The sequence below is a fragment of the Bacillus sp. EKM208B genome (assembly GCF_011800725.1).
GTDB classification, from domain to species: Bacteria; Bacillota; Bacilli; order Bacillales; family Bacillaceae; genus Bacillus; species Bacillus velezensis.
Genome location: NZ_JAANHO010000009.1, coordinates 1 through 23,647, shown reverse-complemented (window position 1 = coordinate 23,647; position 23,647 = coordinate 1). Strand labels below are relative to the sequence as shown.

Here is a 23,647-nt window from a genome sequence, read left to right as displayed (position 1 = left end):
TCGTTTACTAAATAAACATGCCGGCAATCGCCGCGCTGAGAAGGTTTGCGAGTGTTCCCGCAATAACCGCTCTTAATCCGAGGCGCGCAATGTCCGAACGGCGGCTTGGGGCCAAACCGCCCAGTGTGCCGAGCATAATCGCAATCGAAGAGAAGTTGGCAAATCCGCACAGCGCAAAGCTGATAATCGTAGACGTTTTTTTAGAAAAGTCCGCAATATGCGGCCCGAAGTTTGAATAAGCGACAAACTCATTCAGCACAAGTTTCTGTCCGATATAGCTTCCCGCTCCGAGCGCTTCATGCCAAGGAACGCCGATTACAAATGCGATCGGTGAAAACACGTAACCGAGAATGGATTCTAATGTAATATGTTTGAAACCGAACCAGCCGCCGATTCCGCCGAGAATTCCGTTCACTACGGCGATGAGCGCGACAAACGCAAGCAGCATGGCACCGACATTTAGAGCAATCTGAAGGCCAGTGGACGCGCCTTTTGCCGCTGCATCAATCACGTTAGCGGCGCCTTCGCCTTCTTCGTCCATATTAAAATCGCCTTTTATCGTCTGCGTTTTTTCCGTTTCAGGTATTAAAATTTTTCCGAACACGAGACCGGCGGGAGCCGCCATAAAGCTGGCCGCCAGCAGGTATTCAATCGGAATGCCTAACAGGGCGTAACCGAAAAGCGTCGAACCCGCTACAGCCGAAAGGCCGCTCGTCATAATCGTAAACAGCTCGGAACGGGTCAATCCCGCAATCAGCGGTTTAATGGCAAGCGGTGATTCAGACTGTCCGACAAAAATATTCGCAGCCGCCGCAAGCGATTCCGTTCTGCTTGTCCCAAGAAGCTTTGACAGTCCGCCTCCGATGACGCGAAAGATGAGCTGCATGATTTTCAAGTGATACAAAACGGCAATCAGCGCTGAGAAAAAGATAATGACCGGCAGAACGCTCAGCGCAAAAGCCGGGCTGCTGCCCACTTTTAACAGCGGGCCAAAAATAAAGCTGATGCCTTCGTTCGCATAATCAATGAGAAGCTGCACACGGCTTGAGAACCATAAAAATACGGCCCGGCCGGCGTCCCACTTTAATACGATGAATCCGAAGGCCATTTGTAAACACAAACCGACAATGACGGTTCGCAGGTTAATTTTGCTTTTCTTCTCTGATAACAAAAAAGCAATGGCTAATATAGCAACTGCCCCGAGCAGCCCCCAAACGATATTCAATGAATCCACCTCTAAAATTTTATTTAAAAAAAGCCTTTATTAAGATAACAATATTTATTTTTGCTGTCTACAAATTTTTTATTTTGCCAAAACCCGGGGCGCAATAAAAAAGAGACCCCGTTCGGAGCCTCTGATTAAAACATCGGATTTTCTTCTATGAATGTATATATGTTGTCAACCAGTTCAGCAGGCGTGCCTCCCGTGACCACTTCGCCGTTAACCAGGGCGAACAGGGACTCCATGCATTTTCCGCAATAGCTTAAACAGCCGTATTCAAGCACGTCCAAGTTCGGATCCTTCTCTAAGATCTCAAGTGCTTCCTGGGAACCGCGCGCTAAATTGCTGACACAGAATTCAATCATCGGATTCATGCGGTTTCACCTCACATATGTACCTTATCCTAACGGAATTTCCTCTATTCGTCAAAGATCCGGTTTCACGCTCAATGTTATCGTAACATATTAATTCAGGTTAAAGGTTTTACTATTATGTGTTTTCTGGTCAATTTGTAGGTTATTTTAAAACTATTATTGTGGTTTTAGGTCAAATTCGATATAATTCTAGATGTTATTTTACATAGTTCGTTATTTTGTAACAACATTGACTACCATATTTTTCGGGCAAAAGGGGAATCATTATGAAAAAATTGGTCTTGATCGGCGGGGGTTACGGAAACATGCGGGTGCTGCACCGCTTACTGCCGAACCAGCTTCCGTCAGATATATCCATCACGCTGATTGACAGAAACCCGTATCACTGCTTAAAAACAGAATATTATGCGCTCGCCGCCGGCACGATTTCTGATCATCATATCAGGGTGTCTTTTCCTGAGCATCCGAATCTGGATGTTCAATACGGTGAGGTGGCTTCCGTCGACACGAAAAACAAACAGGTTCTGTTTCATGACCGCGAACCGATTTCTTACGATGACGCGGTGATCGGACTGGGCTGCGAGGATAAGTATCATAACGTGCCCGGCGCGCCGGAACATACTTACAGCATTCAGACCATTGATCAGTCACGCGAGGCCTATCAAAAGCTGAACAACCTCGGCGCCAATGCATCTGTCGCTATCGTCGGAGCGGGATTAAGCGGCGTGGAGCTTGCCAGTGAATTAAGAGAGAGCCGTGACGATCTGAAGATTATGTTATTTGACCGGGGCGACCTGATTTTATCAAGCTTTCCGAAAAGACTCAGCAAGTACGTTCAGAAATGGTTTGAAGAACACGGCGTCACCATTATCAATAATGCGAATATTACAAAAGTGGAAGACGGGATCGTTTATAATCATGATGAAGGAATACCGGCCGATGCCATCGTGTGGACGGCGGGAATTCAGCCGAATAAAGCCGTCAGAGAAATGGACGCTGAAAAAGATCCGCAGGGCCGCATCGTTTTAACACCGCACCACAATCTTCCGGGCGATGAGCATGTTTACGTCGTGGGTGATTGCGCGAGCCTGCCGCATGCGCCGAGCGCCCAGCTGGCTGAAGCACAAGCGGAACAAATTGTGCAGATCCTCCTGAAACGCTGGAACAATGAAGAGCTGCCGGAAACAATGCCGCAATTTAAGCTGAAAGGCGTTCTCGGTTCACTCGGAAAAAAAGCGGGCTTCGGTCTTGTCAACGACCGTCCGCTCATTGGGCGTGTGCCCCGTTTATTAAAATCAGGCCTTTTATGGATGTACAAGCATCATAACGGCTGATAAGAAAAAAGCCGCTGATTGCGATCAGCGGCCATTTTTAAGAGCCCGCCACATAGCCGCGCTTTTCCATTTCTTCATATATATCTTTTAAATGCGGATTCCCTTCCCCCACAATGACATCCTCCACCAGCACGAGCGGATAGAAAAATTCATCGTTTCTGATGCGCTCCGCAAGCTCTTCTGTCTCCTTTTGCTGAGGCGGTGCGTCAATATCAATATACCGCATGTTAAAAGGCTGCTCCGGATATTTCCGTTTCAGCGCCGCCTCCAGCCATTCAAACGTATCTTTGGCGCTCGGCATATTCACGCAGCTTGCGCAAAGCGTTTCAGCGCCGTAAACACTGAGCGTAACCGGCTTTGTCATGTATATCATCCCCTTTACACCAGTATACAAAGGACGGGGCAGCTTTTGTATAAAAAACGGTTTTTATGTTCAAGTTTAAATATGCTATAATGGAGAAAGCAGCTTTGCAAACCAAACATTAGATTTTTACCGTTACTGTGAATATAATGGTTTTATGTATATGAAAGGAGCGAATCTCATGACTGAGGTTGAAATGAAAGAGCAAGTACAGGAAGTATTGGATAAATTACGTCCGTTTCTGCTTCGTGACGGCGGTGACTGTGAGCTTGTTGATGTAGACGAAGGCATTGTAAAGCTTCGCCTCCTTGGCGCATGCGGCAGCTGCCCAAGTTCAACGATTACGCTGAAAGCCGGAATCGAACGCGCCCTTCTTGAAGAAGTACCGGGTGTCGTTGAAGTAGAACAAGTATTTTAATCATAAAACCAGGCTGCATGACAGCCTGGTTTTTTATTTTTTACAAATAGTCATCAAACCATGAACAAATATAACGGATGCGTTTCATCCGCTGTTCCGGATGGCCGCTTCTCGACAGCTCATGCGTGGCTTTCGGAAATCGGATGAACGACGTCGTTTTGTTCAGTTTCTTCAACGCGGTAAAAAGCTGCTCGGCCTGCTCTATCGGACAGCGGTCATCTCGCTCACCGTGCAGAATCAAAAGCGGCGTCGAAACGCGGGACGCATATTTTACAGGAGAACGATCCCAAAGCTTATCCGCTTCCTCAAACAAATCATGTCCGAGCTGCCAGTCGGTAAAAAAGAAACCGATATCGCTGACACCGTGGAAGCTGAACCAATTTGAAATGGAGCGCTGCGTGACGGCTGCTTTAAAACGGTCTGTCTGCCCGACAATCCAATTCGTCATAAACCCTCCGTAGCTTCCGCCCGTCACACCGAGACGGCCGCTGTCAATAAACGGATACGCCTGAACGGCTTCATCCACCGCCTGCATGACATCACGGTAATCTCCGCCTCCGTAATCACCCCTGACACGATTGACAAAATCCTGCCCGTAGCCTTGGCTTCCTCTCGGGTTGACATACACGACAGCATATCCTTGTGCGGCCAGCACTTGGAATTCGTGAAAATACGTATGGCCGTACATCATGTGAGGCCCGCCGTGTATGTATAGAATGAGCGGATAAGTTTGATCCTCTTCAAAAACGGCGGGCTTTAAAAACCAGCCGTTTACCGTCAGCCCGTCCTTTGTTTCATATTGCAGCTTTTCCGGCACGGATATGATGCGCTCCTCAATAAACCGATCATTGTTGAATGTCAATTGCTTCTCTTCCCCATCTTCGAGCGAAATGCTGTAAAGCTCGGAAGGCTGTGCGGGTTTGGCAATGACAGCGATACAGCTTTTCTGATCAGGATGAAAAGCAAAACCGTTCACATACTCTTCTTCTAATCGGATCGGATATACGAGGCCGTCAATCGAGATATAATAAATACCGGTGCTTCCCTGCTCGCTCCCGAGAACGTAAAATCCCTGCCCGTCGTTTGTCCATACCGGCCGGGGCGTCACTCCCCCTATGATTGAATCCGCAATCAGCGCATCGCTCAAATGAACATCCAGCATGTCGGTCAGGCAGGTGAGCCGCTCAGTTTTCACGTCGTACAGCCACGCTTTTTCTAAAGTCGCATTGCGAAATTCATTTTCATGGCCCAGCATCGCGATATAAGAACCGTCCGATGAAAACACGCAGGAACCGAAAGAACCGCGGTGCGGCGTAATCTGCTTCAGGCTTCCATCCGCCAGATTCATCAGATAGACATCGCTCGGCTTTCCGGCGTCACCCGGCTCGCATAAATTGGCGGTAAACGCAAGCTGCCTGCCATCCGGTGAAAAGGCCGCGTCATAATGATCCGCTTCATGATCCGTCAGCTGCTGAATCTCCCCCGTTTCAAGATGAATCAGCACAAGCTGGGCCCAGCTTCCGTTCAGCAGGCCTTTCCCGTCACGTTTATATGTTAATGACTGAATGTCAACCGGCTCATACTCGTCATGCTTCTTTTTTTCTTTCTCATCGGCGCGCTCCGCTGATGTCAGACTGACGGACACAAGCACGGATCTGCCGTCGGGCGCCCATATCGGATCTGATACGCCCCAAGGAATATCGGCCGCCTGTTCCGCCTCTCCGCCGGCAGCGTCGATGATGTACAGCTGAGGGACGCCGTTCTCCCTGTCAGAAACAAAGGCGAGGCGCCGTCCATCAGGCGACCACCGCGGACTTGTATTTCTATTGTCCCCGAAAGTCCACGGGTTTGAGATGCCGGATTCTGTGTCATATACCATAATGGCTGAGGAATAGGAATCACGCTTATGATTGACTGTTGTCCGGACGTAAGCGGCTCTTCTGCCGTCAGGGGCATATTGCGGGTCTGTCACGGATACGAGTGACGCAATGTCCTCCTCGGTTATGAGTTTTTTCAATCGTATCTCCTCCTTTTCTTTTTTATTTCGCTTCCCTAAATAAAAATCCTTCTCCAGAAAAAGAAAGCGTCCTTCTCTGATGGGAAGAACGCTTTTTTATCATTATACACTTTTCACCTGCTCTAAAGGATTCCGTTCAATTACGCTTCCTTCTGACGGGACGGTAAGCGCCGCAATCTCACAGTGAGGGAAATGCTCAGAAAGCTGTTTTCTCAGCTCTTCTCCCTTTCCTTTTTCAATCAGAACAAGAATCGTCGGTCCCGCTCCGCTCAGCGCCGTTCCGTAAGCGCCTTTCATTTCGGCCGCATGTTCCACCTTTGAAAGCTCAGGAACAAGCATGGCGCGGTACGGCTGATGGAGCATGTCTTTTCTCATCATTTTCCCGGCGAGCGCCCAGTCATTTGACATGATCGCAGCAACGAGAAGGTTGCTGACGGCGCTTGCTTTAACGGCGTGCCGGTACGGCAGCTCTTTCGGGAGCACGTCTCTTGCGTCCCTGGTCAGAACTTCGTAAAACGGAATCACTGCCACAACGTCGATATCCGCTTCGGCAACACGCACGATATGTGTTTCATCTTCTTCGTGAAGGCCGATCACAAGCCCTCCTGCAAGGGAAGCAGCGGCATTATCAGGGTGCCCCTCTTCAAGACTGGCTAAGTGCAGCTTGTCACTTTCCGACAGCTGCAGGCCGCATAACTCATCCGCAAGCTCAATGGCGGCGACGATAGCGGCCGCGCTGCTTCCGAGACCCCGCGCAAGGGGGATGTCACTCCACACTTTGACATGGGCGGGCGGCAGCTCTTTCTGATAGCGGTCAGCCGTCCGTTTGGCGACTTGGTAGATGAGGTTGTCCGTTCCTTGAGGGATGCCCGCGACAGTTTCGGTTTCCGCCGAGAACTGCCATTCATCGTTTCGGAAAACCGAAAGCTTCAAATATCTGCTGAGCGCCATCCCGACGGAATCAAACCCAGGCCCTAAGTTGGCGGTGCTTCCCGGAACCGTAATGGAAAACAGCATCTCCGCCTCATTCATACACGCGCCGCTCCATTTAAGTATTCCAGAATACTGTCCTCATCTGTCGGCAGCGTAATCGGTTTTATGTCAGAAACGTCCACAGCCGTGTTCGGATCTTTCAGGCCGTTTCCGGTCAAAACTGCGACAACCTTGCTGCCTTTTGGAATTTCACCGGATTTCACCTGTTTCAAAACGCCGGCGATGGATGCACAGGAGCCTGGTTCGGCAAACACGCCTTCTTCACGGGCAATCAGCTGATAAGCGTGAAGAATTTCTTCATCTGTGACTTCATCAATTTTTCCGGCTGATTCTTCCGCAGCGAGCACCGCTTTGTCCCAGCTGGCAGGATTCCCGATTCGGATTGCCGTCGCAACGGTCTCTGGATTTTTAATGACTTCGCCGCGGACGATAGCCGCAGAACCTTCCGCCTCAAAACCGCGCATCTTCGGAAGTCCGGTGCCGTTTTTCTCATGGTATTCTTTGAACCCTTTCCAGTAGGCCGTGATATTCCCGGCGTTTCCTACCGGGATCGCCAGAATGTCCGGCGCTCCGCCGAGCTGTTCGCATACTTCAAAGGCCGCTGTTTTTTGCCCTTCAATCCGGTAAGGGTTTACTGAATTCACTAATGCAATCGGTGATTTTTCGCAAATTGACCGGACGATGGCCAGCGCGTCGTCAAAGTTTCCGTCAATCGCAATGATTTCCGCACCGTACATGACGGCCTGCGCAAGTTTTCCGAAGGCGATTTTTCCGTCCGGGATGATGACGATGCATTTCATGCCGGCTCTCGCCGCGTATGCCGCAGCCGCCGCGGATGTGTTGCCTGTAGAGGCGCACATGATGGTATCATTGCCTTCTTCTTTCGCTTTGGCGACCGCCATGACCATGCCGCGGTCCTTAAAGGACCCCGTCGGATTAACGCCCTCTGTTTTCACATGCAGTTCAATTCCGAGCTTTTCAGAAAGCTTCGGCAGGTGAATCAGCGGCGTGTTGCCTTCATGCAATGTCAGGGCCGGCGTCCGATCCGTCACCGGCAGAAATTCTTTATATTGATGGATGAGTCCTTTCCACATTAGCTCCAACCGTTCCCTTCTACGCGATATGTGCTTTTTACTTCTTGTACGACTTCGAGGTCATTTAAGTTTTGCAGAATGTCGCTGAAATCTTCTTCCGATGTGTGATGCGTGACGATGACGATTTCCGCGAGGTCGTCGTGGCCTTTGATCGGCAGCTGCAGAATTTTTTCAAAGCTTACGCCGCGCTCTGAGAAGGCCGATGTGATTTTTGAAAAAGAGCCGACCTGGTCTTTGACGTGAATTCTTAAAAACTGCTGGGCATAGATATCAGACGGCTGCTTCAGATTTCTTTCAAACTGCGGGGCGACAAAGCTGTTTCCGTTTACGCCGAGACGCATGTTTTTCATGACCGCGACCAGATCGGAAACGACCGATGTCGCAGTCGGCATGCTTCCGGCTCCGGGGCCGTAAAACATCGTTTCGCCGACGGCTTCTCCGTACACGTAAACGGCATTAAACTCGTTATGCACCGCAGAGAGCGGATGATGATCCGGCAGCAGTGTCGGCTGAACGCTGACTTCGATTTTATTGTCATCACGCTGGGCGATGCCGATCAGCTTCATCGTATAGCCGAGCCGTTTGCTGAAGCTGATGTCTTCATCCGTGATCCGGGAAATTCCTTTTACTTTGACATCGTCCAGATCAACGTCCATAGAGAAGCCGAGACGGGCTAAAATCGCCATCTTGCGCGCGGCATCGAGCCCTTCTACATCGGCGGTCGGGTCCGCTTCCGCGAATCCGAGATCCTGCGCTTCTTTCAGCACTTCCTCATACGGGCTTTTTTCTTTAATCATTTTCGTTAAGATGAAGTTCGTCGTTCCGTTGACGATTCCCATCATTTTTGTGATCCGGTCAGAGGAAAGGCCTTCTTCGAGCGTGCGTAAAATCGGGATTCCGCCGGCGACACTCGCTTCATAATACAAGTCACAGCCATTTTCCTTTGCGGCGGCTAAAAGCTCTGAGCCATATACGGCGATCAGATCTTTATTTGCGGTCACAACATGTTTTTTCGCTTTCAAGGCATCAAGAAGATATTGCTTCGTCTGTTCGACACCGCCGATGACTTCAATAATCACGTCGACCTCAGGGTCATCGATTACATCATAGACTTCTGTCGTCAGCACTTCTTTCGGCAGGTCTGCGTCTCGTTTTTTATCAATATCTTTAACTAGCACTTTTTTGATCGTCACCGGACAGCCGACCTGGTGCATAAGCTTATCCTGATGATCTTGTATAATTTTGACGACTCCGCTTCCCACGGTTCCCAGTCCTAACAGTCCAATACGAATCGCTTCCAAAGAGAAACTCCACCTTTCTTCCTTTTGTCCACTAGAAAAGGACAATTGTTAACCCTTCACAGACATTTAAGTTACAAATATTATATAAGCCCGCATTTGTTTTGACAAGCGGCTGAATATTGTTTCTTCGGCTATGAAAACGCTTAACACACTGATATGACAAGATTCCCTATTTTCTAAATATTTTTACGTCATATTTTCTTACGAACTGATTCCTTTTCCGAGCCACGCCACAGGCGGGACAAAAACCTGCGCCGACCTGACATTCATCATGTCGTGACATGTCTGTAAAAACTGTTCATAGCGGGTGCAGTCGGCAAGAATGTAGTCAAGCTGCTGTTCGTAAAACTGTTTTTCAGAATCATGAGAAATGTAATAGCTCTCCACCGTCTCGAAGAAATGGAGCGGAAACAGCAGGCGGCTGTAAAACAGGCGCTTGGAAAAGGAGGATAACGGCGTAACTTGCTCATATTCCTGCAGAAACAAAAACCCATTTTTGAGCAGGTCGTCACGATGATACAAATATGTGCTGCGCATATATTCCGCAATATCACGGGCGGCATGGTCGAATACCCAATCGCCCGGAATGCGGATCAATGATTCCTCCGACCAGGTATCCCGTTCCATCCGCTGATGGCAGATTGTCCCCGAGTCCTCTGCGCCGGGATTGTCATCCAGCTCCGTATCCACTAAATATTGAATGGCGTTTTCCGCTAAGCCTGAATAATAAGGAAATGCTTCGATCATTTTCTTTTCGAACGGTTCAAGCGGAGACATATGAATTTTCTGCATCCAGAATGATTCCAGCTGATCCACCCGTTTTCCCCATAAGTCCTTCCATTGGCCGATCCTGCCCGCTTCTTTCACTTCGTACGGAAAACCCCGCCCTTTTCTGTGAAATTCGGCAAGCTCCCCTCCGACAGAAAACGACCGGTTTGAGACGGGAATCGGCGCTTTTAAGAGCGCATACGTTTTGCCTTCGTCCTCAAAGGTCAGTTCTCCTTCCTTCGTAAAGATAAACACTGAAACGTATGGGTCACTTTGTTCTTGTAAATACTGACTCATGTAGTAAAGCTCCGTCAGCTCTGATTGCGAAAACCCGGAGACGGGAATAATAAGAAAGAAGGAATTGGGCGTCTGGAAGCATTGGTATTTCTGATAAACGGAGAGCTGTCTGACGTGGATGCCGTACTTTTCTTTAATGATGCTTTTCATCATAATCACCTGCCTGAAAAATTAGAGCTATTCACATCGTAGTCATACGCCGGCGGAATTATGAATACATATTGTAATCCTTTGAATAAGTGGAGAAACATCGTACACATCGGAAGGATGTTGTATAAACTAGTAAAAAAAGATTGGGTGAAGCAAATGTCAGAAAAGGAACAACTGAATCAGGTGGAAGCTGTCGCCAGGGCGCGTTTAAAAGAACGGGGGGTTGAGACGGACGATATTGCCGAGCTGGTGTATTTCCTTCAAAAAAAATATCATCCTGATTTGACGATGGAGGTATGCAGGCTCAATGTGGACCGTGTCATCGCAAAACGCGAGGTGCAAAACGCCATTTTAACGGGAATAGAATTAGATGTGCTCGCCGAACAAAAAAAGCTGTCTGAACCGCTTCAGACCATTCTGGCGATTGATGAAAGCCTGTATGGGGTTGACGAGGTGCTCGCCTTCTCTATCGTGAATATATACGGCTCAATCGGCTTTACGAATTACGGCTACATTGACAAAGAAAAACCCGGCATTCTCGGGCGGTTAAATGATAAATCTACGGGCGAATGCCATACGTTTCTTGATGATATCGTCGGCGCAATCGCAGCAGCGGCTTCAAGCCGGCTTGCTCACAGCGCCAGAAATACAGAATAAGGACGGCCGTCATGGCCGTCCCTTTTTTTATAGATGTTCAATCCATTCGGTTAAAGAGTCAATCGCATATGTCGGCTTCTGGTCGTAATCTTCCATATGCTCACGCTTTGTCACTCCGGTATGAACCAGCAGCGTATCCATGCCCGCATTGATGCCGGCCATAATATCCGTGGCATAGTTATCGCCGACCATGAGTGTTTCGGAAATATCCGTTCCGAGCACACGCATCGCCTGTTCCATAATAATGGATTCAGGCTTGCCGATAAAGACAGGCTCAACGCCCGTTGACACCGTCAAAACGGATGTGAGCGAACCGTTCCCTGGTAAAAGCCCTCTTTCAGTCGGAATGGCGACGTCGCCGTTTGTTGAAATGAACCGGGCGCCGTTTCTGATCGCAAGGCATCCCGTTGCCAACTTTTCATATGTAATGCCGCGGTCGATTCCCACAACGACAAAGTCCGCGTTTTCTTCTCCCAAGCTCAGCCCGTTTTCTTCAATGGCCTGACGGATGCCTTCTTCGCCGATCACATATACCGACGCGTCTTTTTTCTGCTGGGCGATATGCTGCGCAGTCGCCATGCTCGTCGTGAAGACCTGCTCTTCAGATGCCGGAATGTCAAAGCTCATCAGCTTGTCCGCCACCTGCTTCGGCGTCCGGGAAGAATTGTTCGTCACGAATAAATACGGAATGCCGCGCGCTTTAAGCGTTCTCACGAATTCACACGCTTCTTCGATTTTTTCCGTCCCGTTGTACATTGTGCCGTCCAAATCTATCAAATATCCTTTATAATCCTTCATACTCAACACTCCTGTGGATTTTCTCACTCGTTGTTATTTAAATGCGGAAACAGGCCCTAATTCTGTTTCCAGGTAGGTTCTTACACGGGCCGGAAAGGCTTTCAGCACGTCCCTGTTTGACGTGATCAGCGTTAACAGCTCCTGATGGTCGGCATGCTGATATTCCTGGACAAGCTGCTTTCTGGAAGAGATCAGTTGCTTCAGCTTATTTCCTTCATCCTCAGCTACCACCTTTTCATCCGTCAGAATATCCATGATGTCGTCATAACTCCCCGGATCGCGCATGATAAAGCCGTCAATCATATCATTTCCGACATCGAGAATGCATTCGATCATAAGATGGCTGATCCGCTCAAGCGCCCTTTTTTCGATTTCGCTCTGCCATGCAGGCGTGCTGTCAAACAGCGCCAGCTGGGTCTCAAAAAAACGGAGTGTTTGTTCGATATTATTTCTGTCAACAAAATACACGTGACAGCATCCCCTTCTGCATCAATTATTTTCTGATTCGTTTTAAAACAAAATACGCGCAGCCGAAATTGCAGTATTCGTAAATGTATTCGTCCAATGTGCTGATTTTCGTTTCAAAGGTTGCTTTTTGATTCTGGTCATCAAAGAAGCCTTTGAGCCGCAGCTGACTGTATCCCCAGTCTCCCACAATGTAATCATATTTATTTAATATGTCCGAATAGCGGGCTTTGAACGCTTCTTCATTAAAGCCGTTTTTAAAATCGTGTACGAGTTCAAACTCGGCATTTTGAATAAGAATCATGTCTTCACCTCTTTTATCACTCTTTACTATCATAATTCATTGACTTCTGTCCATCAATTGCAAAATGAGACGGTTCGGACGGACGGAGAATTTTTCCTCTTTATATCCAGTGTAGCGGTTCAGACGATCCTTATTCAAGAATGACTTTTTCCCTGCACAAAAAGCTCCATCACAAAAAACCCAAAACCTGCGGCGTTTTGGGTTTTTTCGGCTTATCTTATGCTTGGGCCTGGCGTTTTTTAGACGCTTCGTTCACTTGTTCATCCGCATGGTAGGAAGAACGGACAAGCGGGCCTGCTTCACAGTGGCTGAAGCCTTTTTGCATTGCGATTTCTTTCAGTTCGGCAAATTCGTCGGGATGATAATATTTTTGGACTTTTAAATGTTTTTTCGACGGCTGCAGGTATTGGCCGATCGCCATGATGTCGACATTGTTCGCAAGCAGGTCGTCCATCACTTCAATAATTTCTTCCTTCGTTTCGCCGAGACCGATCATAATGCTTGATTTCGTCGGGATGTCAGGCTGCATTTCTTTCGCACGGCGCAAGAATTCCAAAGAACGGTCATATGTTGCGCGGGCCCGGACTCTCGGTGTCAGGCGGCGGACGGTTTCAATGTTGTGGTTCAGAATATCAGGACGGGTATCCATTAATGTTTTCAGGTTGTCGTAATTTCCGCCCATATCGGATGGCAGCACTTCAATTGTCGTGAACGGGCTTTTTCTGCGGATCGCCCGGACCGTTTCCGCAAAGACGCCTGCTCCGCCGTCTTTCTGATCATCGCGCGCGACGGCCGTGATGACGGCGTGTTTTAAATTCATCAGCGCGACGGAATCAGCTACGCGTTCCGGTTCCTGCAGATCCAGCTCAGTCGGCAGACCCGTTTTTACAGCGCAGAAGCGGCATGCTCTCGTACAGACGGAACCGAGAATCATGAACGTCGCCGTACGTCTGACAGCCCAGCATTCATGGATGTTCGGGCATTTTGCTTCTTCACATACGGTATGCAGATTATTTTCACGCATTAATTTTTTCAGACCCGTATAGTTTTCATTCGTGTTCAGCTTTATTTTGAGCCATTCCGGCTTTCTCAGATGCTCGTCTTTCTTTGCCATTTCCCCATCATCTCCATTATCCCTTTATTCATGTTCGTGTGCGAAAAATTTCTATTTCACGATGGATATAAAACTTGCGGATTTCTATTCAATAGTCACTTTAACATAGGAAAAATTTCTCGACAAGGGAAGAGAATTACTTACATTTTCTCGGATTGTTGCCGCAAACTATTTGTATTCAATCCTGAAAGGAGATCATGTTGTGAAAGTTCTGTTATCTGCTCTTCTCCTTTTATCAGTTTTCTGTCCGGCTGCAAGCGGGAAAGAACAATCGGCTCCTGTTTACGGCGAACGGATGCAGTTGTACCGCAAAGCCGAAGCAGTCACGCAGATTCCTTGGTATGTGCTTGCGGCGGTTGACCAATATGAAGAAAATGTCCGCTCGAACCGAAAGGATCTGCCGGAAAAAGCGGGAATCATCAGCATTTATATTCCGGATCATTTGTGGAGCGGCCCTGAAAATCCAAATCCTAAGGACGATGCGCCCCTCAGCATTAAAGTATTTGACGGGATCGGCCTGGACGGCGACGGCGACGGAAAAGCCGAGGTAAGCAATGATGAGGATATCCTTTATACATTTGCTCAGTATTTAGCGGGATTCGGAACGGATCTTGACCATATCCGCATCGGCCTCTGGAATTATTACCGCCGTGATCAGACGGTCGGCATTATCACCGAATTCATGACACTGTTTAAAACGTTCGGCCGCCTTGATCTCGGAGAGCACGCTTTTCCGCTTCCCGTGAAGACGGACTACAGCTACCGCAGCACATGGGGCGCCGCACGGGGTTTCGGCGGGCGCCGGATTCACGAAGGAACGGATCTGTTCGCTCATTACGGGCTCCCCGTCAGATCGACCTGCTACGGTATTGTTGAAATGAAGGGCTGGAACCGTTTCGGCGGCTGGAGAATCGGCATCAGGGATATCAATAACACGTATCACTACTTCGCTCACCTGAACGGCTTTGCAAAAGGTGTGCATAAAGGCCAGATCGTCAAACCCGGAGAGGTGATCGGCTCTGTCGGCAGTTCCGGATACGGACCGCCGGGCACCGCGGGAAAATTTCCGCCGCATCTTCACTACGGGATGTATAAAGATAACGGCAGATCGGAATGGTCTTTTGACCCGTATCCTCATTTAAGGGCATGGGAACGAAAAGAAATCCGCAGGAAAAAGTAAACACACAGCCGCCAGGAAAGATTGCGGCTGTGTGTTTTTATTTATCTTTCTTCTGTTTTTCATTCGGCAGCTGGACGGAAGGCGTCACACCTGACCCGCCGCTTCCGTTATAAAACTGCGGCACCTCTCCTTGAATCGCTTTAATGGAGACCGGAATATTATTTGTCACGACTGATGTCTTACTGGCAAACGGAATAATGACCTTCACTTTTATTTCCACAAAGATGCTGATATCGATCAGGGCATTGTTAATGCCGTACGGCTTTATTTTTGTTTTCACATCAGTTAACGCATCGCCGATCAGGTTAAAGCGCACGGGGATTTTCGGCCCCAGATTTCCGAGAATGCTGTTTCCCGTGACCTGCCCTAAAGGGATGCTAATCATAATTTCATCGGCCGTTTTCGCGTCTTTTTCCGTTTCATGCTGCTTATTGTTCGACTCCGCTTCCTTCAGATGAGCCTGAAGCTGCTTTGTCACTTTCGCCTTCATGCTGTTGACCATTTGTGTATTAAAATCCATCGTTGTGACTTTTCCGTTTTCATCCGTTTTCATATCGACCATATCTTTCACATTGTCGCTGTGAGACATGTATTCTTCAATGGATTCCGTAATGACCTCTGTCGCCACCCGTTTGGTTTCCATTTCTCCTATGTTCATCAGCACCGGTTTGATTGAGGAGTTGATCATCCAAAGGCTGATGACCGTCGATATGATAAAAAAAGCAAACGACAGAAGAAGCACATATCGAAAAGGCAAAGGCCCTCTCTTGCGAAGAGCGCTCCGGTATCTAGGCAAGAAAAATCCCCCCTTACATATCACAATGTATGCTTGTAAGAGGGGACATAGTATTTTATTTTTACTCTTAAAAAGTCCCGCTTACCTTTACTCGAATGAGATGGAACGGCGGGCAGCTATACGACATTACGGCTGCCGCGCGAGCTTCCAGGCGAGCAGATCCCTTAAAAACTCAGGCATAAAGTATTGTTTTTCTTTTGAATCGCGGATGTAAGGGAACAGCTTTCCGAGTGTAAACATATCGAGAACGGCAACCGAGTATATCCGCTCCGGATCAATCTCTTCTCCGTTCACTTTCACATTGAGGAGATGCGTCACACCGTCTTCAAGAATGCCGGCCTCTGCCTCCGCTCCGGCATATACCATCCTGCCCATCACTTCCCCGCGGAAGCCGAGACCTTTTATCCGCAGCTGCTCCATTTGTTCCGAGGCGGCCTGGCTGATTGTTTCCTGGAGTTCCCTGCCTGAAAGACGAACGGCCACCGGATTGATCGGATGAGGGCAGATGCGGTGCAGGTCAAGCTTTGTGACAGGCCCCTTCTGTAAAGGCCCCAAAATGACGCCTGAATTCACCATGCTGACTTCACAGCCGCACCAGCTTTTCAGCGCTTCGGCTAATAGAAGCGGGAGCGGCGATTCCTCGAACCACTTCACGCCGGCTTCTTCATTCAGATTGGCGACTTGTTCGGAGAGCAGGTTTTCCGCTTCCCGTTCTTTCTCTTTCAGAAAAGCCGCCGTATCTTCAGATTCCCCGTGCCAATCAGCCATTTTCTGTACAGATGCCTGTTTGCTGACAATGGTTCGTGATTCACTTTCTATCGTCAGCTCGACACAGCCGACATAGTTCCCGTATTTCTCCGCACATGCAAGCAATACACCGTTTATGTCCTGTCCGTCCTCAAGAAGGTGGTGCGTATGTGATTCAAGAATGACATCGATGTCGGGAAATTTTTCCGCTGCGGCCCGGTCATCGATCAAGCCTAAATGAGAAAGCAGAATGATGATATCCGCTTTGCCCTTGATATCGTCAAGTGATTCTTGAATGCTTTTTTCCGCATCCGTCACCGTCCAGCCGAGTTTTTGATAGACGGGATAATACGGCACCGTGACGCCGAGTATGCCGGCGGTCATCCCGTTTTTCAGCGTTTTAATCACGTAGGGCTCGGCCCATTCCGGCCGCTGTCCGTCTGCGTCAAACAGGTTGGACACAATGACGGGAAACGCGGCATGGGTATATAAATCCGCCAGCTCATCGTGAGGCAGCGTAATTCCTTCATTATTCCCGACGGCAGCCGCATCGATCTCAAGCCGATTTAACAAGTCGACATTCGCTTTGCCGAAGGTCGCTTCCGTTATCATTTGAAATCGGTCCATATGATCGCCGATGTCGAATACGAGTGTTTCCTCCCCGTCTTTTTCATGTTCATTTCTCTTCTGCTCAATATAATGTACGATTTTCGGCCAATTTTCGAAATGGCTGTGCAAATCATTCGTATGATATAAACGGAGCTTCTCTAACATACCATCTCTCCTACCTTTTAGCTGAATATCCCTTGATAAATCAATTCACAGCCGATCAAAATCAAGACGACCCGCATGAAAAGCACGATCGTTTTCGTCTGCACCCGCTTATTGACCCACGCGCCCATTTTGCCGCCGAACCACGCGCCCGGAACGAGGCACAGCGCATACAGCCAATTGACATGGCCCTCTGCGATATGTGACACGGAACCCGTCACGGAGGATAAGAAAATAATGAGCATTGACGTCGCCACAGCCACTTTCGGCGGGAACAAAAATAACAGCATCATGGCCGGAACCATAAGAGAGCCGCCGCCAATGCCGAAAAGACCGCCCAATAAACCGACGAAAAAGGCAATCACGATACCGGTGAAAATACGGTACGAATATGTATAAAGCTCACCCGATTCATCCTCATATGTCCGGATCATGCCTTTATGCGCTTTATTGACCGGTTTTGCTTTCGCCTTCAGCATTAATGTAATGGAAATCAAAATCATAAAAAGTCCGAACCAGACGGAAAACGTATGCGCATTAAAAAGTTTAGACAAATACGCGCCGATGATGCTTCCCGGGCCGGAGCCGATAAAAAAGATCAGTCCGCTTTTGTAGTCAACGGTTTTATATTTCATATAGGCCAGAGTTGATGACAGGCCCGTAAAAATAATCACCAAAAGGGACGTGCCGATGGCAGTCTGCGGTGTTACGTCATGAAAAAACGGAGTCATCGTGCTTAAATAGAGCATCGCCGGCACGATGATAATTCCTCCCCCAAGCCCGATCAGGCTGCCGACCGTTCCCGCGATAAATCCTAATATGATCAAAATAAGATAAGACATGTGTCTTGAAACCTCTTTTCTAGCTGAATAGGTCGAGCTGCTTCGGAGCAAGCCCGGTATATGAGATATCTAACATTTCAAGCATCTCAAGCCCGTTATCGGCGGCGTCTCCGCCTGAGTTATTGTTGAAGAGCACATACAGATTGCGCGACTGCTTTTTCAGCTCCTGAAGATTGTTTTTCCAATCTTTGAGCTCCTGTTTGTTATAGCGGTATAAATATCTGACTTCACGCCAGTTTTGTCCGCCGTCTGGTTTGATCCAGCCCTGCTTGTTCCGTCCGTGAAAACGGACAAGCGTTTTTTCTTCATCCGTTGCTTTCAGGACGGTCGGAATGCTGCCCTCGCCGATTTGCGGCTCGTCACATATGCTGTGAATCCAGCCTTCCTCCTTCATAAAGGAAAGCGTCTGCTCGTAAAATGGCGGGGAAAACCAAGACCGGTTGCGGAATTCAAGCGCGCACGGAATATCGCCCATCTGCTGCCTGCACCATCTTAAATATGCGACGTTTTCTTTCTTGCAGTCAAACCACGGCGGGAATTGGAACAGCACCATGGCAAGCTTTCCATGCTCTATATACGGCGATAATGACAGCTTAAACGCCTCAAACATTTCTTCCTTCGATTCAAAGGGAATATCGCCGCGCTGATGGCCCGTCATTCCTTGATATGCCTTAATGACAAATTGAAAAGATTCCGGCGTCTCTTTGACCCATCTTTCGTTATTGCGGGCGGGCTGTATCGCGTAAAAGCTCGCGTCCAGTTCAACGATGGGAAAATGGGAGGAATACGCCTGCAGTTTTTGCGGGCCCGCCGTTTTAGGCGGATAGATGCTGTCATGATCCCCCCACCCCGTCAGTCCGATATAAATCACAATCCTTCACCTCTCACTCTAGTTTATCACAGGTGTTTTTCTCTTTCCGTTTCCATGTTTTTTCTGAATGCACTTTTCAGGAACCGGTATTGATGTTCATTGGTGTCCGAAAATGCCTCATCTCTGGAAGAAAGAATGTGCTGATAGACGATCGGCTCTGAAAACTGACCGCTCGTGAAATCATATATCTCCCCGTCTATTCGGTTATAAAAATGCCAGCTTGTGCCGGTTTTTGTTTTGAGAATGTCACCGCCGTAAACATCTTGGATGACTAAAGCCGTCACGCCGCACTGGCCTTTGGCCGGGCAATCTTCCGTCCATTTTGTACTAGTCTTGCGCGACCACGATGCCGTTAATATGTTCAAGATTTGATCATACAATGTGTTTACTCCTTTTTATAAAAAGATACCACGAGACCCGCTTTCCAAACGACAAAAAAAGCCGATTCTCATCAGAGAATCGGCTCTTTTATTTCAGAAGGCTTCAGGAATGTTCCGAAAGCCCCGCTCTGCTTACGACCGCCATCCTGGTACACACAGCGCCCCTTGCTGTAGGTCGCAGCAATTCGGTATGGAAAGGTGCGGCCTTCATACAGGCTTTGCTTATGTTTGGAAAACATCGTTTCTTTTGTGACGGTAAAAGGTTCCGGCCGAACAATGGCAAAATCAGCGTCAAATCCTTCTTCAAGCCGTCCTTTATTCGTTAAACCGAAGCGCTCGGCCGGTGCTTCGGCCGTCCATCGGGCCACATGTTCAAACGGAATCCCATGATCGATCGCTAATTGAATCATGCCGAGAAGCGTAAATTGGCCTCCGCTGATCCCGCCCCACGACAGAAACATATTATCCTCGCGTTTCAAAGACGGATGACAGGGAGAATGATCCGAAGACACCATATCAATCAGGCCCTCAGCCAAAACCCCGATCAATTCCTCTTTATCAGCCTCTGAGCGGAGCGGCGGAGCGCATTTGGCAGCCGCCCCTTTTTTGAGGAAGTCTTCAAAGCTGAATAATAAGTAGTGCGGACACGTTTCAACGGTGACATCCAATCCGTCTTTTTTCGCCTGCTGAATGGAGAGCACGGCCCGTTTCGTGCTGATATGTACAAAATGAAGCGCGCATCCCGTCGCTCTTGCATACTCAATCGCCCGCTGCACAGCCTCGCATTCGGCCTCTTCCGGACGTGAGGAAGCGTAAGCGCGGGCATCAATTTTCCCTTGGAGCGCGTACTCGGCTTCAAGGAATCGGGTGAGGGCGTCGCTTTCTGCGTGCAGAGCCAAAACCTTGCCGCACGCCGCGATTTCCTTCATTCCCTTTAAAAGAGTCCGTTCATCGGCTGATTGAAATTCATCCGTTCCCGATTTAGACAGAAACGCTTTAAACCCGATTGCCCCCGCTTCTGCCATCGGCCGGATATGTTCGGTATATCCGGGCATCAAACCGCCCCAAAGCGCAAAATCAACCGCTGACTTTCGTTCGGCGATTTCCGCCTTTGCCAGCAGGTTTTCAGCAGTTACCGTCGAAGGGATGCAGTTAAGCGGCATATCAAAATAAGACGTACAGCCGCCGGCAGCCAGCATGTTTGAGCCGGTTTCAATGCCTTCCCATTCTTCGCGGCCGGGTTCATTGAAATGCACGTGACAATCGACCGCTCCCGGAAACACATACATGCCGTCCGCCTGCACCACTTGTTCCGCCTTTTCGTCAATGCCGGGCCCGATTAAGGCAATTTTCCCGTCCTTGACGGCGATATCAACCCGCTCTGTTCCGCCTTTTCGCACAGCTTTCGCACCCTTTACAATTACGTCATAGGCCATTTTATCTTCCTCCCTGTAAGGATGACGATTTTCTGTCAGTTTTTATCACAACATGCGTCTATGATTGCCAGTTTACTGCTACTATGATCGTAATACATCAGCAAAACCGCTATAATTTTTGATGATTTTTATTCATATTAACCAATGGTTGTCTTTAGAACCTGAAAGGAGATTGACTGATGAATATTTATGATGTGATGAAGATTCCCGCTTATGAGCGGGCCGCATTAATCGCAGGCAAATCCGGCGGCTGGAGGGAGGTGCAGCACGTCAACATGATGGATGCGCCGGACATCGCTGATTTTTTACATAAAAACGAATTGCTCGTCACCACGGCTTACCACTTGAAGGACCGCCCGCAGCTGTTGAAAGATTTGATCCGCCTCATGGCAAAACGGGGCTGCGCGGGACTGGGGATCAAAACGAAACGTTATCTTAATGTCATTCCGAAAGATGTTGCGGAGCTTGCCGACCGGTATGAATTTCCGATTATTGAGCTGCCGGAAGACATCAGGCTCGGAGATATCGTCAACGCCACACTGAGCCATATTCTTGATATGCGTTCAAATGAGCTGCAGCAGGCCATTTACGCCCATAAAAAATTCACAAACCACATCATGAGCGGCAAGGGGCTTCAATCCCTGCTTAAGAAGCTCTCAGACATTCTCCGGCTTCCCGTGCTGCTTTTGGATCAGCATACAAAACTCTTATCATCGTCCCACCGCATACCCATTGACACGTCTGTATTGAAAAACATCTGTTATTCCCTTTCCGGGCCTTATTTCACCTGCTTTTCCATGCTGTCTGACAGAAAGGCGTATTCTGTCCTTCCGATTCTGAATGTTGAAAAAAACTGCGGTTATCTGGTGATTCCGGAGCTGGTGCAGACCGCTGATAAAGGCATGATTTTGACAATTGAACAGGCGGCCAACGTCATTTCCTTTGAACTGCTGAAAGAAAATGCCGTCAAACAATTCGGCAGACGGGCGCGCAATGAATTTTTCAGCAATTTCATCGACCGCTCGTTTACCGGCCATGAAGAAATCAAAAGCCGCGCCAAAGAATTCCGGCTCCGCTGGGATCAGAAATACATGTGCATTTGCGGAAAACTTGACCGAAATGAGAATACGATCAGCTTTACCGAAAATCAGCTCGTTTCCGATCATGTATTTGATCTGCTTGAAGGAGAGCTGTCATCCTTTCCGTTTCCCCCTCATCTCTTTATTAAAGGAAATGTCGGTATTCTTTTAATTGAAGCGACAGACAGCTGGAATGAAATGCACGCGTCTGTCATCAGCTTTTTGGAGCAGTTTCAAAAGCAGGTCCGGACGCAGTTTAAACGGACTGTCTCCTTCGGCATCTCAAACATATGCCAAAAGCTGATCGACGTCCCTGACGCTTTTACCGAGGCTTCAGACGCCATTTCATCCGGGCATTTGTCCAGAAGCGCGGAGTTTATTCAAATCTATCATGCCAAAGACGTGCCGGAGCTGCTCCGCCTGCTTCCGGCGGAAGATGTGAAAAAGTTTTACGAAGCCACCCTCCAAAGCCTGGCCGACCGGCAAAAGGAGGACCAGAGCCTGCTTCATACGCTGTCTGTTTATCTGGAGACCCACTGCCAGATTTCAGAAACGGCTAAGCGCCTGTACGTCCATCGAAATACGGTGATCTATCGTTTAGAAAAATGCGAGGAACTGCTCGGCAAAAGCTTAAAAGATCCGGAAACGACGATGCGCCTGCGGCTCGCGCTGAGAATGCAGCGGCTGATCGGTTAAGAAATAGTTAGAGACACGGATGCGGGTGTTCTCCCGCATCCTATTTAAGGGGGATTCATTCAGCTACATTCTCAAAATGCTGCCATCAAAATCTGTTTCCGTTGATATCATCAGCCGTTAGTTATGATTTTCAGCAGACTCTAATCTAAACTAAAAAAGCCTTTCCCGAAGAAAAGGCTTTTGCTGTTCAAGTCTGAAAACGATCCGAAGCAGTTTGAAAGGTATCATGTGTTTTTTCCACTGTGTTCACACCCAATCCGCATATCAAAGATAACGACAGACCCATAATAATGAAGATGCTTTTTTTCATACTGGCACTCTCCTTCTTAGGTTTGATTACGATCAGACGAAACTTGATATGATCCATCAAATGAAACAGCCGATGTTGCTAGACCGACCCCTGACATTAAAACGACAGCCGACACAATGATAAATACGCCTTTTCTAAAATTCATACAGGCATTCTCCCCTCTGAATTTGTTTTTGCGTTTGAATCATTTTTTGATGATAAAAATAAGATTTGTCATATTGCTTTGACTCTGCATAAACAGCAGCCGTATCAAGAGCAATATCTTCTACATACGAATAGTTTTTATTTTTCTCAAGGTAATCAATTGTTTTTTTAATTCCCATTTGGTCTATTGCATTAATATATAAAGCCTCCAAATATTTTTGCAGAGATTCAAACAGCTTATCTCCTTGAAATATCGCTGATGAAAGTCCCTTTTTGCTGATTTGAATCGCCTCGGTTGTTTTCCCTTGTTTAAATAGAAGCTTTGCGTATGTAAACAAGGAATGCGGAAGGTTACCCAATTTATACTTCTCAGATATCTCCGCTGCTTTTTTTAAGTAGATTTCAGCTTTATTGTATTCTTCTAAGTCTCCGTAATTCTTTCCTATGTTGTAATAAGCAGAACTGAGCAGCCTTTCATTATTGTTTACTTGTTTCGACAACTCTAAAGCTTTCTCTAAATGCGGCAAGCTTTTTTCATAACGTTTAAAGTCTACATAGTTCCCTGATATGACAAATAGACATTGAATTTTCCGGACCTTATACAACTCATACTGATCGTAAATATCGAGCGCTTGCTTTACGTGATGCATGGAGACGTGGCTTTGTTTCATACCGTAATATGCTTCAGCCAGTTTAAAATGAAACTCCGCTCTCTCAATTTCATCATG

At 48.0% G+C, this 23,647-nt stretch carries 25 protein-coding genes; 5 read left to right on the top strand and 20 right to left on the bottom strand.

Annotated features, from left to right (window positions below; genetic code table 11):
* Positions 1-7: 7 nt before the first annotated feature.
* Complete coding sequence (locus G9F75_RS15585; RefSeq protein ID WP_012118346.1) at positions 8-1,225, bottom strand: NupC/NupG family nucleoside CNT transporter; 1,218 nt, start codon at positions 1,223-1,225, stop codon at positions 8-10.
* Positions 1,226-1,359: 134 nt separating this feature from the next.
* Positions 1,360-1,596 carry a YuzB family protein gene (locus tag G9F75_RS15580; RefSeq protein ID WP_007408721.1) on the bottom strand — a complete coding sequence of 79 codons (237 nt, stop codon included), beginning with the start codon at positions 1,594-1,596 and terminating at the stop codon, positions 1,360-1,362.
* A gap of 266 nt (positions 1,597-1,862) precedes the next feature.
* Here G9F75_RS15580 and G9F75_RS15575 point away from each other — a divergent pair, with 266 nt between their 5' ends.
* Positions 1,863-2,930 (top strand): NAD(P)/FAD-dependent oxidoreductase, encoded by a 1,068-nt coding sequence (locus tag G9F75_RS15575; protein WP_014418791.1) that lies wholly within the window; start codon positions 1,863-1,865, stop codon positions 2,928-2,930.
* Between the two features lie 37 nt (positions 2,931-2,967).
* On the opposite strand, the gene G9F75_RS15570 is transcribed toward G9F75_RS15575, so the two are convergent.
* Positions 2,968-3,294 carry a YuzD family protein gene (locus G9F75_RS15570; protein ID WP_017419453.1) on the bottom strand — a complete coding sequence of 109 codons (327 nt, stop codon included), beginning with the start codon at positions 3,292-3,294 and terminating at the stop codon, positions 2,968-2,970.
* Positions 3,295-3,373: 79 nt separating this feature from the next.
* On the opposite strand from G9F75_RS15570, the gene G9F75_RS15565 reads away from it, so the two are divergent.
* On the top strand, positions 3,374-3,709 hold the full coding sequence (locus G9F75_RS15565) for a NifU family protein (protein ID WP_169510385.1): 336 nt from the start codon (positions 3,374-3,376) through the stop codon (positions 3,707-3,709).
* Positions 3,710-3,749: 40 nt separating this feature from the next.
* On the opposite strand, the gene G9F75_RS15560 is transcribed toward G9F75_RS15565, so the two are convergent.
* From G9F75_RS15560 to cotNH, 5 genes are all read right to left on the bottom strand, one after another.
* Positions 3,750-5,726, bottom strand: a complete 1,977-nt coding sequence (locus tag G9F75_RS15560; RefSeq protein ID WP_167409217.1) for a S9 family peptidase — start codon at positions 5,724-5,726, stop codon at positions 3,750-3,752.
* 102 nt (positions 5,727-5,828) lie between these two features.
* Positions 5,829-6,758 (bottom strand): homoserine kinase, encoded by a 930-nt coding sequence (thrB, locus tag G9F75_RS15555; protein ID WP_014418794.1) that lies wholly within the window; start codon positions 6,756-6,758, stop codon positions 5,829-5,831.
* Positions 6,755-7,813: a threonine synthase gene (gene thrC / locus G9F75_RS15550; RefSeq protein ID WP_014721762.1), complete on the bottom strand. Its 1,059-nt coding sequence runs from the start codon at positions 7,811-7,813 to the stop codon at positions 6,755-6,757. The genes thrB and thrC overlap by 4 nt, the downstream gene beginning before the upstream one ends.
* On the bottom strand, positions 7,813-9,114 hold the full coding sequence (locus G9F75_RS15545) for a homoserine dehydrogenase (protein WP_007613551.1): 1,302 nt from the start codon (positions 9,112-9,114) through the stop codon (positions 7,813-7,815). The genes thrC and G9F75_RS15545 overlap by 1 nt, the downstream gene beginning before the upstream one ends.
* Before the next feature lie 201 nt (positions 9,115-9,315).
* Entirely contained in the window at positions 9,316-10,332 is a 1,017-nt protein-coding gene (gene cotNH / locus G9F75_RS15540; protein ID WP_031304103.1) for a spore coat-associated protein CotNH, read from the bottom strand.
* Positions 10,333-10,485: 153 nt separating this feature from the next.
* Between cotNH and G9F75_RS15535 the strand changes: the two genes are divergently transcribed.
* A complete protein-coding gene (locus tag G9F75_RS15535; protein WP_003151934.1) occupies positions 10,486-10,986 on the top strand; it encodes a phosphatidylglycerophosphatase A family protein in 501 nt (166 codons plus the stop codon).
* A 27-nt stretch (positions 10,987-11,013) separates the two neighbouring features.
* Here G9F75_RS15535 and G9F75_RS15530 read toward each other — a convergent pair whose 3' ends face one another.
* The 4 genes from G9F75_RS15530 to lipA all read right to left on the bottom strand — a co-directional run bounded on the left by G9F75_RS15530 (position 11,014) and on the right by lipA (position 13,667).
* On the bottom strand, positions 11,014-11,784 hold the full coding sequence (locus G9F75_RS15530) for a TIGR01457 family HAD-type hydrolase (protein WP_110124331.1): 771 nt from the start codon (positions 11,782-11,784) through the stop codon (positions 11,014-11,016).
* A 33-nt stretch (positions 11,785-11,817) separates the two neighbouring features.
* Positions 11,818-12,252: a DUF86 domain-containing protein gene (locus tag G9F75_RS15525; RefSeq protein ID WP_017419457.1), complete on the bottom strand. Its 435-nt coding sequence runs from the start codon at positions 12,250-12,252 to the stop codon at positions 11,818-11,820.
* Between the two features lie 25 nt (positions 12,253-12,277).
* A complete protein-coding gene (locus tag G9F75_RS15520; RefSeq protein WP_003151928.1) occupies positions 12,278-12,553 on the bottom strand; it encodes a YutD family protein in 276 nt (91 codons plus the stop codon).
* A 217-nt stretch (positions 12,554-12,770) separates the two neighbouring features.
* Positions 12,771-13,667 carry a lipoyl synthase gene (gene lipA / locus G9F75_RS15515; RefSeq protein ID WP_003151923.1) on the bottom strand — a complete coding sequence of 299 codons (897 nt, stop codon included), beginning with the start codon at positions 13,665-13,667 and terminating at the stop codon, positions 12,771-12,773.
* A 202-nt stretch (positions 13,668-13,869) separates the two neighbouring features.
* Here lipA and lytH point away from each other — a divergent pair, with 202 nt between their 5' ends.
* Positions 13,870-14,847: an L-Ala--D-Glu endopeptidase gene (lytH, locus tag G9F75_RS15510; RefSeq protein ID WP_032876720.1), complete on the top strand. Its 978-nt coding sequence runs from the start codon at positions 13,870-13,872 to the stop codon at positions 14,845-14,847.
* 37 nt (positions 14,848-14,884) lie between these two features.
* Here lytH and yunB read toward each other — a convergent pair whose 3' ends face one another.
* From yunB to G9F75_RS15480, 6 genes are all read right to left on the bottom strand, one after another.
* Complete coding sequence (gene yunB / locus G9F75_RS15505) at positions 14,885-15,643, bottom strand: sporulation protein YunB (RefSeq protein ID WP_110124332.1); 759 nt, start codon at positions 15,641-15,643, stop codon at positions 14,885-14,887.
* Positions 15,644-15,769: 126 nt separating this feature from the next.
* Positions 15,770-17,164, bottom strand: a complete 1,395-nt coding sequence (locus G9F75_RS15500; RefSeq protein ID WP_014418801.1) for a bifunctional metallophosphatase/5'-nucleotidase — start codon at positions 17,162-17,164, stop codon at positions 15,770-15,772.
* Between the two features lie 17 nt (positions 17,165-17,181).
* Complete coding sequence (locus tag G9F75_RS15495) at positions 17,182-18,003, bottom strand: sulfite exporter TauE/SafE family protein (RefSeq protein WP_007613562.1); 822 nt, start codon at positions 18,001-18,003, stop codon at positions 17,182-17,184.
* A gap of 19 nt (positions 18,004-18,022) precedes the next feature.
* Positions 18,023-18,874 carry a DUF72 domain-containing protein gene (locus G9F75_RS15490; RefSeq protein ID WP_014418802.1) on the bottom strand — a complete coding sequence of 284 codons (852 nt, stop codon included), beginning with the start codon at positions 18,872-18,874 and terminating at the stop codon, positions 18,023-18,025.
* Between the two features lie 26 nt (positions 18,875-18,900).
* The gene (locus G9F75_RS15485; protein ID WP_007408736.1) at positions 18,901-19,254 is read right to left on the bottom strand and encodes a YunG family protein; all 354 of its coding nucleotides are present in this window, start codon (positions 19,252-19,254) and stop codon (positions 18,901-18,903) included.
* A 71-nt stretch (positions 19,255-19,325) separates the two neighbouring features.
* Entirely contained in the window at positions 19,326-20,690 is a 1,365-nt protein-coding gene (locus G9F75_RS15480) for an allantoinase (protein ID WP_014418803.1), read from the bottom strand.
* A gap of 179 nt (positions 20,691-20,869) precedes the next feature.
* Here G9F75_RS15480 and G9F75_RS15475 point away from each other — a divergent pair, with 179 nt between their 5' ends.
* Positions 20,870-22,465, top strand: coding sequence for a PucR family transcriptional regulator (locus G9F75_RS15475; RefSeq protein WP_167409216.1), 1,596 nt, complete (start codon positions 20,870-20,872; stop codon positions 22,463-22,465).
* Between the two features lie 187 nt (positions 22,466-22,652).
* Here G9F75_RS15475 and G9F75_RS20145 read toward each other — a convergent pair whose 3' ends face one another.
* Positions 22,653-22,775, bottom strand: a complete 123-nt coding sequence (locus G9F75_RS20145; protein ID WP_258030523.1) for a hypothetical protein — start codon at positions 22,773-22,775, stop codon at positions 22,653-22,655.
* 134 nt (positions 22,776-22,909) lie between these two features.
* A partial coding sequence (locus tag G9F75_RS15470) for a tetratricopeptide repeat protein (protein WP_167409215.1) occupies positions 22,910-23,647 on the bottom strand: 738 nt, incomplete at its 5' end.